Source organism: Pontixanthobacter sp. (assembly GCF_049682855.1).
In the GTDB taxonomy this organism is placed as follows: Bacteria; Pseudomonadota; Alphaproteobacteria; order Sphingomonadales; family Sphingomonadaceae; genus Pontixanthobacter.
In genome coordinates, this window is sequence record NZ_JBAUIK010000008.1 from 377982 (window position 1) to 389175 (window position 11194).

12 protein-coding genes and 1 tRNA gene are annotated in these 11194 nt (G+C 58.5%); 2 read left to right on the forward strand and 11 right to left on the reverse strand.

Annotation, left to right across the window (positions count from 1 at the left end):
* Position 1 precedes the first annotated feature (1 nt).
* Positions 2-799 carry a LytR/AlgR family response regulator transcription factor gene (locus WA922_RS05665; RefSeq protein WP_424770697.1) on the reverse strand — a complete coding sequence of 266 codons (798 nt, stop codon included), beginning with the start codon at positions 797-799 and terminating at the stop codon, positions 2-4.
* Entirely contained in the window at positions 796-2040 is a 1245-nt protein-coding gene (locus WA922_RS05670; protein ID WP_424770698.1) for a sensor histidine kinase, read from the reverse strand. The genes WA922_RS05665 and WA922_RS05670 overlap by 4 nt, the downstream gene beginning before the upstream one ends.
* Before the next feature lie 111 nt (positions 2041-2151).
* Between WA922_RS05670 and WA922_RS05675 the strand changes: the two genes are divergently transcribed.
* Positions 2152-2754, forward strand: a complete 603-nt coding sequence (locus WA922_RS05675) for an HD domain-containing protein (protein WP_424770699.1) — start codon at positions 2152-2154, stop codon at positions 2752-2754.
* Between the two features lie 6 nt (positions 2755-2760).
* Here WA922_RS05675 and WA922_RS05680 read toward each other — a convergent pair whose 3' ends face one another.
* The 9 genes from WA922_RS05680 to WA922_RS05720 form a co-directional block, all read right to left on the reverse strand.
* Positions 2761-3747, reverse strand: coding sequence for a hypothetical protein (locus tag WA922_RS05680; protein WP_424770700.1), 987 nt, complete (start codon positions 3745-3747; stop codon positions 2761-2763).
* Positions 3747-4454 (reverse strand): DsbA family protein, encoded by a 708-nt coding sequence (locus WA922_RS05685; protein ID WP_424770701.1) that lies wholly within the window; start codon positions 4452-4454, stop codon positions 3747-3749. The genes WA922_RS05680 and WA922_RS05685 overlap by 1 nt, the downstream gene beginning before the upstream one ends.
* Positions 4455-4463: 9 nt before the next feature.
* Positions 4464-5843 (reverse strand): M48 family metalloprotease, encoded by a 1380-nt coding sequence (locus WA922_RS05690; RefSeq protein WP_424770702.1) that lies wholly within the window; start codon positions 5841-5843, stop codon positions 4464-4466.
* Between the two features lie 10 nt (positions 5844-5853).
* Complete coding sequence (locus WA922_RS05695; RefSeq protein ID WP_424770703.1) at positions 5854-6801, reverse strand: alpha/beta hydrolase; 948 nt, start codon at positions 6799-6801, stop codon at positions 5854-5856.
* A gap of 119 nt (positions 6802-6920) precedes the next feature.
* The gene (locus WA922_RS05700; RefSeq protein WP_424770704.1) at positions 6921-8630 is read right to left on the reverse strand and encodes a PAS domain-containing protein; all 1710 of its coding nucleotides are present in this window, start codon (positions 8628-8630) and stop codon (positions 6921-6923) included.
* 127 nt (positions 8631-8757) lie between these two features.
* A complete protein-coding gene (locus WA922_RS05705) occupies positions 8758-9156 on the reverse strand; it encodes a DUF2141 domain-containing protein (protein ID WP_424770705.1) in 399 nt (132 codons plus the stop codon).
* 14 nt (positions 9157-9170) lie between these two features.
* On the reverse strand, positions 9171-9902 hold the full coding sequence (locus tag WA922_RS05710) for a sterol desaturase family protein (RefSeq protein ID WP_424770706.1): 732 nt from the start codon (positions 9900-9902) through the stop codon (positions 9171-9173).
* Between the two features lie 84 nt (positions 9903-9986).
* The gene (locus tag WA922_RS05715; protein ID WP_424770707.1) at positions 9987-10493 is read right to left on the reverse strand and encodes an MmcB family DNA repair protein; all 507 of its coding nucleotides are present in this window, start codon (positions 10491-10493) and stop codon (positions 9987-9989) included.
* Positions 10494-10568: 75 nt separating this feature from the next.
* Positions 10569-11042 carry a hypothetical protein gene (locus WA922_RS05720; RefSeq protein WP_424770708.1) on the reverse strand — a complete coding sequence of 158 codons (474 nt, stop codon included), beginning with the start codon at positions 11040-11042 and terminating at the stop codon, positions 10569-10571.
* A gap of 79 nt (positions 11043-11121) precedes the next feature.
* Between WA922_RS05720 and WA922_RS05725 the strand changes: the two genes are divergently transcribed.
* Positions 11122-11194: transfer RNA gene (locus tag WA922_RS05725), tRNA-Arg, on the forward strand.

The window sequence follows — 11194 nt, forward strand, 5'->3', positions numbered from 1 at the left end:
CTTAATGCACAAAACGCGCAACGACGTCGCGGTAAGATCGGCTGACTTTCACTTCAGCGCCCGAATCGAGCACCAGAAAGCACTCGCCATTCGTGTGCGGCTTTACCTGCCGGACCTGATCCAGATTGACGATTTTGGACCGGTGGACGCGCTGGAATTTGCGCGGGTCGAGCCGCCGTTCCAGATCCTTCATCGTTTCGCGCAGGATCAGCGAATTATCGCCGGTATAGATGCACATATAGTCGCCAGCGGCTTCAATATGCTCGATCGAATCGACCTCAACACGGAATATCTGGCCGCGGTCCTTGATATTGATCAGCTTTTCAAACCGCTCCGCGCTTTCGCTTTCATCATCGCCAAATTCCATCGCGGCATCGGGATCGGCTTCGGCCAAGGCGATGAGGAGCTTTTCCGCATCCTCTGAAGATTTCTTTTCCGACAATCGCACGCGGACCCGCTCGATCGTATCGGCAAGCTTGTCCTCATCCACCGGCTTCATCAGGTAATTGACCGCATTGGCCTCAAACGCGCGCACCGCATGTTCTTGATATGCGGTGACAAATACAACCAAGGGCGGCTCGATCCCCATCACGCCCTTGACCACGCTGAACCCGTCAAAACCGGGCATCTGGATATCCAGAAACACGACATCGGGTTTCAGGGTTTTGATTTTGCGAATCGCTTCACGGCCATTGGCACAGGTGTCGATCACCTCGACATCCTCAAATGGCTGCAAGCGCAATTGCAAGCCCTGTATGGCGAGCTTTTCATCATCCACAATGATGGCACGAATGGTCATGATGCGGTTCCTATCTGTCCTGGTAAGGGGGCGGACGCCGTTGCTGCAGAGGCCTGAGGCAGGGCCGCTGGCAGAGGGTTTGGTGCGGGATCGCGCGCGGCGGCAAGGTCGGCTGCTTGCTGCGCGGTTTCTTCGGCAGTTTCGTAAGGTATTTCGATGATTACGGTAAAACCGCCGGTAGAGGGGGTGCGAATTTCGAACAGATGCTCTTCACCATATGCCTGTGCCAGCCGGTCGCGAATGTTGGGCAGGCCAACGCCTGTCGATACGGTCTGGTCATTATCCGTCATGGTTTTGGGCAAAGCGGTTTGCCCCTGCTGTCGTTGCAGACCCGGCCCGGTATCCGATACGGTAATGCGCAGCCGCCGGCCGATCACTTGTGCAGAAAGGCTGATTTGCGCGCCTTCCTCTTGCGGGGAGACGGCATATTTGATCGCGTTTTCAACCAGCGGCTGCAGCAGCATGGATGGCAGACATCCCTCTGCTGCTTCGGGTTCAATGCGGAATTCCGTACGCAGCCTGTCCTCGAACCGCATCCGTTCAATGCCGAGATAGAGTTTCAGAGTTTCCACTTCCTGTTCGAGCGTCACTTTGCCGCTCGCCTGCGTCAGCAGGGTATGTCGCAGAAACGACGATAGCCGTGTCAGCATCGCATTGGCGGGCTCTGTTTGCTGTAGCAAAACCAGAGTGCTGATGGAATTCAGCGTATTGAACAGGAAGTGCGGGTTCAGCTGGTAACGCAGCATGGCGAGCTGCGCCCCGGTGGCCTGCATTTCGAGCCGTTCCAGCCGGTCGGCCTGTTCCTCCACCTGCAGGAAGAAATTGATCGCATAATACAGCGCCGACCAGGCGCCGAGCAATGTCATAGGCAGATAAAACAGCCCCAGCACCAATTGCGTGAAGGATGTATCTGCATTGGGGCGCGTCAGTTGCAGCACCCAGGCATCAACGAAAGTATACAGTCCTACCGATATAGCCAGCACGATGGCGGTGATACCCCATGTCACCATCGGCTTGCGGTTGATTAGTTCGCGATAGATCACCGAAAGTACCAGCGTGATCGAGAAGCCGGTGATCGCGCTGATCAGCAATTGCAGCAAGACCGAAGGGGGAAACTGGTTGGCAATTGCGGCCATCGCGCGCAGCAGAAACGCACCGCCCCAACCGGCCACCTGCATGGTCCAGAACGCCCGGTTCTTATTCGCGAAGAACGGCGTAGGTTGAAAGGGTAGGACAGCCATATTGATGCTTTAGCCGATTTTTGCGGAAAAATGCATGGCCGATTTGCCGATTGCACGACTTATTGTATCATATACACGATAACTCGCACGCAATCATGGGAGATGGCCGAGATGGATATCAAAACCGGACAGATGGGCTCGGACGCGAAGCATGCGATGTTCCGCGAGATGAAAGAGGGTACGCAGGAAGACTGGGCCCTTATCAGCAAGCATTATTTTGAATTTGCCGCCGATCTGCCCGACCGGGTGCTGGCCCATCTAAAATTGCTGGAGGGTGATTTTGGCGGGTTTCCTGTCTGCCGCATGGAACATTCTTTGCAAACCGCAACCCGCGCCCACCGTGACGGGCGCGGCGAGCGGTATGTGGTGATGGCGCTATTGCATGATATTGGCGATACTCTGGGTTCCTATAACCATCCGGATGTGGCGGCTGCGATCCTCAAGCCCTTTGTGACCGAGCAAGAGCATTGGATTTGCCAGCATCACGGCGCGTTTCAGGGACATTACTTCTTCCATTTTCTCGGTATGGACAGGAACGTGCGAGAGGCGTTTCGCGACAGTCCGCATTTCGATGCCTGCGCCGAATTTTGCGAGAAATATGATCAGGCGGCATTTGATCCTGATTATGACAGCGAGCCTCTGGAATTTTTCGAACCGATGGTCCGCCGCGTTTTCGCAAAACCGCTCAGTTCGATGTATGTAAGCAGCGAATAACGCCGCTTACCGTGTAAATTGGGGAATAAAGTTGCCGCGCCAGTCGGCCTGTCCCTGGTGGTTCAACGATGCGGCGATGCGCGGCAATTCGGCAGCGATCATCGCGCGGCGCTTTTCCCACGCATCATGCGTGCGGCGGCGAAAAAACCCGCCATCATGCTGTGGCCCCCACCGTTCCATAAAGCGGACGGAAGCGGCGGAATCATAGCCTGCATTGTGCAGCAGCCACGGCATCAGCCGGTCCGCTTCGCGCTCTGTCTGACGGATATTGGAACGCTTGCGGCCATTTTTATCCAGCCAATCGGGATGGGCGAGTACATTATGCGCCAGTTCGTGGGCCAACGCTGCGGCCAGTTCCTCCTGCGCATAGGCAAAGCCGACAAATTGCCGCCCGATAGCAATGCGCGTGCCGTTTGCGCTCGCAGTATCGCTGCCGGAGATAACCTCGAAAAAACTGTCGCAAATTGCCGTCCCGGCAACCGTCAGCATGTGCTGCGCGCCGCGCTGCGTTACCTGAAATCGGGCCGTGCCATCATCGGCCAGTGACCGCGCGATAACAGCGTTGAAAGTCGTCAGTCTCTGCCACGGCGTGTCAGGCGGCAGCGCGATCCCCGATAGCGGCGTCCTATCCACCGCATGCACTTCAGCGCCCGCTTCCATCCCCGCCTGATCGGCGCCGCTACCCGGTATCACGGCCTGAACAAAGGCATCGCCGCGTAGTGACAATAGCTGGCGAATGGCGGCCGGGTGGCCATAAGCGCCCGCATCCTGGACCAGCATTCCAGAGGCCAGGCGGGTTTCGTCGCAAAAGGCGGCATTTCCTGTGAGCAGCCGCCACCCGATCCGCTGGATATAGGCATCCTGCTGCTGAAGCTTGGCAAAATCTGCCGCAAATGCCGCATTATCAGCAGGCTGCGCCGCGGCGGCGTGCGCGGATACTGGTATTGCGGGCCCGATAAGCGCCAGCCAGACCGTCCAAAGCCGCCACCGCATTAGAGTGCGCGCGCGGCGTCGATGGCGTCCTGCAATGCGGCCTGCCCAACCGCACCTTCGAGCACTGCGCCGCCGATGATCCAGCTTGGCGTACCCGAAAAGCCCAATTGCTGGGCAAAGGCCATATTCTTGGACAGTTCAAACCCGGCATCCGGCGCCTCGATAAAACGTCGCGCCTGGTCCATATCGATTTTTGCTGTGTTTGCGGCGGCTGAGATATTGGCGCGGGTTGGATTGCCTTGAGCGAACATGGCGTCATGAAAGGCACGAAATTTGCCCTGCTTTGCCGCTGCGAGCGCCATTTTTGCGGCGTGATCGCTGCCTTCGAAAATCGGCCATTCGCGGACCACTACGCGCAGATCGGGATTGCTGCTGATCAGCTTCGCCACATGGTCCGCGCTTTTCCGGCAATAGCCGCAGCCATAATCGGTGAACTCCACCAGCGTCACCGTGCCTTCCGGATTGCCCAGCACGGCACCCGGAAACGGTTCGGTCACGTCTCCAGCCACTTGGGCCAGACGTTTGCCGGCCTCTTCTTTTTCGTAACTCGCGACCATGTCGGGCAAGATGCCCGGATTATCGAGCAGATAGGCTTTGGTCTGGGAGTGGCCCAGTCCGCTCCATGTCCAGAGCGCCGCTCCGCCAAATCCGCAGATAAGGGCAACCGCCGCCACCGGCGCAAGCGATCGAAATGACACTGATGACATGAGGACCTGCTAGCGTCTGTCGCGAAGCTGCTCAAGCTCCGCCCGTGCTTGCAGGCCAATATCCTGCGCGCGCAGCCAGTCGGGGGAGCCGGTCGGCAATCCGGCTTCGGCGATCTGGGCGCTGCGGATGGCGAGCGTATATTGCCGGCTCATCACCTGTTGTTCCGCGCTCGCCAGCCGCGCTCGCGGAATATCACCAGTGGCGGCATAGACCACGCCCAGTTGATACCAGGCAAAGGGGTTGAACCGGTCGCGCCCGACGGCATTGCGCAGGACTGCTTCGGCCTCCTCGAAATGGGTTTCATCCTCGGTCGCGATCAAAGCATGCCCGAACATTGACGCGATCAAAGGTTCGTTGCGGCTCAATTCCGTCGCTCTGCGGAGCGGAACGATCGCGTCTTCAGGACGACCGGATTCGAGCAGGACCTGCCCTTTCAGCTCCAGAAAATAGGGGTCGTCGGGATATTGGAAGACCAGCGCATCCGCCTCGGATAACGCCTTATCTACCAAGGCGCTTTTATGGTGGGCATAGGCGCGGGCGTAGCGCGCGGGGATATCCATGCGTGTTTCGGGATAACGCTGAAATGTGCGGGCTGGTTCGGATTGATAGCCGTACAGCTTGGCCTTTACCCGCTCGAACCGCTGTTGCAGCAGCGGATCTTCGGGTGCATGCCAGGCAGGATCGACACGGTATGTCTCCCGCAGGATGGCAATCCTGTCACCTGAAAGCGGGTGAGTGCGGCTGAAAGTCGCGCTGTCTGACTGATCGCGTGCATAGCGGAATTCCAGATTTTGCAGCTTGCCGAAAAATGCCAGCGACCCGCGTCCTGATATGCCCGCTTTGGACAGATATTCTGCGCCCGCTGCATCCGCGCTCGATTCCTGCGCGCGCGAGAAAGCCAGAAACTTCCCCAGAGCGGCCTGTTGTCCGGCGGCGATGACGCCAAGACCCGCCTCGCCTGCCCCGGCCAATACAGCGGCGGCACCGAGCAGCATCGACAGAATTGAGATATTGCCAGCTTGGCCAATCCCGTCCTGAATGCGGATGACATGGCCCCCGGTAATATGGCCAAGCTCATGCGCGATTACGCCCTGCACTTCATTGGCCGTATCGGCCGCATCAATCAGCCCGCTGTGGATATAGACGACTTGCCCTCCCGCGACAAAGGCGTTGATCGATGGGTCGTTGATCAGGACAATATCGACATTGTTCGGCTCCAGCCCGGCCGCCTCCACCAATGGTGCGGCCATATCGCGCAGCAATGCCTCGGTTTCTGCGTCGCGCAAAATGGATTGCGCCTGCACAGGCTGGATCGCCATCGCAAAGACAGCGGTCAGAGCAAACAAACGGGCCGCGAATTGATAGGGGAGGGAGTGCACGATCGACATAGGGGAAGAGTTAAGGCGCTACTGTCTGAACGGGCCCTGAAATCTCGGCAGCCATCTGCGCGGCGCGCGTGTTTTCGGTTTGCCGGACGAAATTGCTGATCGCAGCGACGATCGCTGGATCCCGGCGCCACGGGCTGGCGATGGCGGTCAGAATGGAGATATGGTCCATGTCCGGGAAAAACCGTGTTTGAACGGATGCGCCGACCCCGGCGAGTTTCTGCGCCAGTATCCGGGTATTGCGCGGGCGCACGGTTGTGTCTTTCTCGCCAGTCATCAGCAGCATCGGCGGGGCGTCCCTGCGGACGTGGGCAACCGGCTGTGTGACTGTTGCAGCATCAGCAGTGCTCCCGAATGTGCGCTGCGTGGAATCGCTGTCGAAGGGAAAGAAATCATACGGGCCCGACAATCCGATCACCCCTTTGACCGCATTGTCACCCAACCTGGCGCGGTCCAGCCATTGGCGGTCAAGTGCGGTCATGACAACATTATAGGCCCCAGCCGAATGGCCAGAGAGGTATATTGCATCGGGATTGCCGCCATATCGTTCAATATTGGCAGCGGTCCATGCAGTCACGCTGGCGGTGTCCTGGACGATGGCGGGAAAAATACTGTCATCGCCCAGCCTGTATCCAGCCAGGACCACCACAAAGCCTTCCGGGACCAGCGCGCGGGCGATGAAGCCGTAATCTTCGGGATCACCGCTGCGCCAGCTGCCGCCATGCGCGAAGATGATAACCGGTTTGGGCGGGCCATCACTGCGGCTGGATGCATAGACGAGCAGCTTCTGCGCTGCGTGGCTGCCAAATTGATGGATGTTCACCAATGCGGTACCGCGCGTGCCGCCGGTTAGCCGGTCAACCGCGCTCAAAACGGCGGGCCCGTTGCGGCCAATGGCATATTGCAGCGCGAGCAGCGCCAGCACTGCGGCAAGTGCGAGCGCCCCGACGATCCAGATCATGCGTTTTTTGCCCTTTGCCGTCATGTTTGTCCCGCCATCAAAATGCGCCGGGACGATCTGCGGCGGGAGGGCGCCAGATGCAAGGACTGATTGATGCTGACGCGTCCTGGCGCCGCGCCCTAAATAAGTTTACGCGCAGCTTTTTCGACGAGCGGGATATCGTCGGACACTTCGCCCAAAATTACGATTTCACCCGTGGTCAGGCGGCGTATCATCACCAGACCAAATTCGGCGCCCTGCGGATCAAGCGTGTCGAGCGGCTGCCCGTCCAATGCGCGCAATTTTCTGGCGATTGAGGCGCGGGGTCGATCGGTCGGCTCGACCGTTTTTCCGCTTTCTTCCTTGCGGATGCGGCGCTCTGCCGACACCACGCCTTTCAGGCCGCCTTCGGCATTGGACAGGAAGTCTTTCAATCCGCCTTGTTCGATACCGGCACGCTGTGCATGGGAAAGCACCGATGCATATTCAGTCAGGCGGGTCTTGTCGTAATCGGACCCGAACACCAGCTTGACGATGGGAGTCATGGGCGCGCGGTCCTGTACGGTCAGGCCGTTATCGCGCATCAGCTCGTCAAAATCCTCCGGCGCATTTTGCGCGGCGAGTGACACATCATATGCCCGGCTAACCGCCGCATACAGGGTCGCCCGGGTACGGTCTTCGGACGCGCTGGCCGCATGGGCCAATTCGCGCGCGTCTGCGAGGCAATCATGCAGGCTGGACTGGCCATCGGCGGTGTCTTCAATATCGTTATCGCCGGGGCCCTGAGCGATATGTGCGCTCGGCCCATGTTCGGCATCTGCTGAACGCTGAGGCTCAGGCTTCTCAAAGCGGTCTTCCAATTCTGCAGTGGCAAACCCGCTGGACAGGGTGGAAAAATCAAGATCAGGATGATCGTTTTCGTCCTCGTCCTCGTCCGCATCCTCGGTGCCAAACTCGTCCTTGGTGTCAAACAGGGCCGATACGGTGCTTTTGCGCGGCTGAATAAGCGATGCCATGCGCGAGACGACCGGATCATCGTCCATCGTGTTGTCATCATCGGCGAGTGCCGCTGAGTCTAGGCCGTCAAATTCGGAGATGTAATTGTCGCCCGCATGATCATAATCTGACGCGGGTTCACAGAATACGGGTTCGGACGGTTCCGGTCCTTCGCTTGCCGGACCGTCGGCCCAGTCCGTGACCGGCTCTCCGACAGGTTCGATCATCGCGTCCTGGATCGGTTCCTGCGATGCGTCGCTTTCCAGCGCCTGGTCAATTTCAAGCAGCAATTCATCGCTTGTGATCTGGTCAGCCATTTCCTTCCAGTTGATGACGCCATAGATGAAATCGATAGTCTCCCCATCGCTCGAATAAGGCAGCAAGATCCCGCGATACAAAATTGTTACATCGCGCTGGTTGATGAACTCGGCTTCAAAGCCGATCGGTGCCTGGTTCGCGAGAATCTGCATATAATGGTCGGTGATCCGGCTCAGCAACGAACGGCTGGGTATATCGTCCAGCATTTCAATCTGAGAATGGGCGCCGCATTCCTCGCCCAGTTCGCTACCCAAGAACTGGATAGCGGGATTGTCCATGCCCGCGGTGAAATCAAGCAATACGCTGAACGGCCCAAAATCGGGCAAGGCGTCGGGGTCCAGGTCTTCTATCGAAGGAAAGGCACGATCATCGAGCTGGCTTGCCCAGTGATTATAGGCGCGCACCTGCATCCGGCGTTCGTCGGTTCCGATTGCGGCTGGTGGCGGCTCGTGGCCGGCATCATCATCGCCGTAGTCAAAATCGCGCTCATCATCGCCAAAGCTGGCTGAATCAAAGTTTCCGCGCAAATTATCCATGGCCCTAAAAGCCCCCTTGGTGGTGTTTCAGGGGACCTTGTGCCGCTGTGTGGTAAACATTGCGTTAAGAACGCGGAGGCTGGCGATAAAGCGCGCCGCAAAAAATTGCCTCCGCCGCGCCCTTATCTCATAACATGTATCGCATCTCTATTGTCTGGGACTGGTTGGCGGTGCCAACCTCAAAAGCTGCAGCATCAAATTTGGGCGGACCCATGCGAACCTTGGCATCGCGTGAAAACCCGTAACCTTCCGTTGGCATCATCATCAATGCGCGGTCGGCTTTGCCATTGTCATTCTCGTCATGCAGCAATGCGATGGCATACCGGCCAGGCTTCACATTGGTAAAGTTGAAGGTGACAGTTTTCCCAGCCGGAACCACCACCGAATACGCTGCCGCATCGCCGCGACATTTGGGAAAGCGCGCGGGGTTGGTGGTCATGCAGGCGCGTACCACGCCTTCGGCTGATCGCAGATTGCTGGCTGTGACGGTCACCGTGCTGCCCGCTGCGCTGTTGCCAGCCAGCAATGCGGCGCCAGCGGCTAGCGACCCGGCGGCGAAAATGCGTCGGACAATCCGCGATCTGTTTTGCAGATTCGGTCCCAAAACCGGAAATATAGCCCGTAATTGCATGAATACGCCTCGTGATGCCGCTGATGATGGCTGGCTGTTATCAGCCAATTTCCCAACCGGGAATGAACAATGGCGCGGGGGAACATCTCCCAGCCCATATGATTGGTCACGCCCATCACGGTCATGATCGCAAGAACCAGCCCTAGCACCGCCACATGAATCGGGATGACAAACACCAGCAGCGGGATTACGACCGCACCGGTCAGTGCTTCAATCGGGTGGAAACTCATGGCAGCCCAGGCGGTTGGCGGCCTGCTGGCGTGGTGGACGGCATGCGCGATTTTGAACACGCGCGGCTGATGCATCCAGCGATGCGTCCAGTAAAACCACGTATCATGGGCAAATAGCAGCAGCAGCAGCGATATGGGCAGGTACCACAGCGGATAGGCTGCCAGATCGGTGTAGATCAAAGTCCATTCGTGATTGTTCCAGCCCCATGCGACGATGCCTGCAGGAATACCGTAAATGGCTGCTGATACGAGAGACCAAGCTACCTCGCGGCGAATCTGCCCGCCCAGCTTGCCGTAAAGGCCGGGCCGGACATGGGACGTCGCCCATGCGAATAACCCGCTCGTGAGAAGATAGCGGATGCCAACGATCAGCGTCATTGCAATTGCGGAAAAGGCTATGCCAGTGATCATGCGTTTGCCTATGGCGCAGCGGACGCCAAAACGACAGCGGCTTTTCCGGCCATTATTCAAAACCTCTGTTCTGACAATGCAGCATCACACTGCCCAGGCCGAACATTCAGGATCAGCGGCTATCACTTGCCTTCGTATAGAGGCGCGTGCGAGCCGTTCCATTTCTGTTTTGCGCCGGGCCGCGGCCAGCGTGTGTGACCGGGCGGGGCGAAGGATTTCCGCGTCATAGCCATCGGCGACAATTATCCCGCATCGTTCCGGCATGAACGCCTCTTGATCCAGCGGGGCGCGATCCAAACCGGCTGGCAGGCCCCAGTAAAACCGGTCACAAAAATCAAGGTAATCAGGCCATTTATTGTCGCCGAGCAGATCGCTGCGGCTGATCTTGATCTCGATAATAACAATCCGGCCTTTGCCGTCGACACCCATCAAATCGGCCCGCCGCCCGTTACGCAAAGGCATTTCGGGCAGACACCAGATGTCATTGCGCCCGAACAGCCGGGCAATGCCGCGCGCAACGCTTTTCGCATCAGGCTGGTTAAGAGACATATGACCGTCTCTGGTTGGAAGAGTGAATGCAGGTTCAGACATCCTCCGGGATTGGAACATAAAAAGAACACGGTCAAGAGCGGAGTTTGGCCGCGCAGACCATTTCGCCGCGCCAGGTCAGGCCGCGCGGCGCGGCCCCATCGCGCCAGTCTCCGGTACCAGCAACAAAACCGCCTCGCGCGCGGCGTGGTATTCGCGCCACAATGTCAGCGCAGCTGCCGTCGCATCCTGTCCGCGGGCATTGACCGCGAGCAGGGCAGCAAGGCCAGGCTGCATCATGGCTGTCATGTCCGCGACCTGGTTTGTCGCCAGTTCCTGCCGCCATCGGTCGGTGTCTTTGATCAATACCGGGAATTGGCGCACTTTCTGCGATAGATGCTCCGGTGCCAACCCGGCCATTGCTGCCACCGCACCGCCAGCATCCTGCAAAGCCGCCCACTGACGCATCAGCAACGCGCCGCTGCCATGCATATGCTCCGCATTGGCGGGCTGGGAGAATCGGGGCGATGTATGGTCCATCGCGTTCAGGCCATAAGGCGAAGCACTTGCCAAATCGCTAATGCGCGAGAGATTGAAACGGCGGTGCAGCATATACGTACCGCGCGTTTAACACTGGCAAGACCCGTACCGCTTTGCTAAGCGGCCACCGCCTGACCCCGGTTTGGCATCCGCACCCGTAGCTCAGCTGGATAGAGCGCTGCCCTCCGAAGGCAGAGGTCACAGGTTCGAATCCTGTCGGGTGC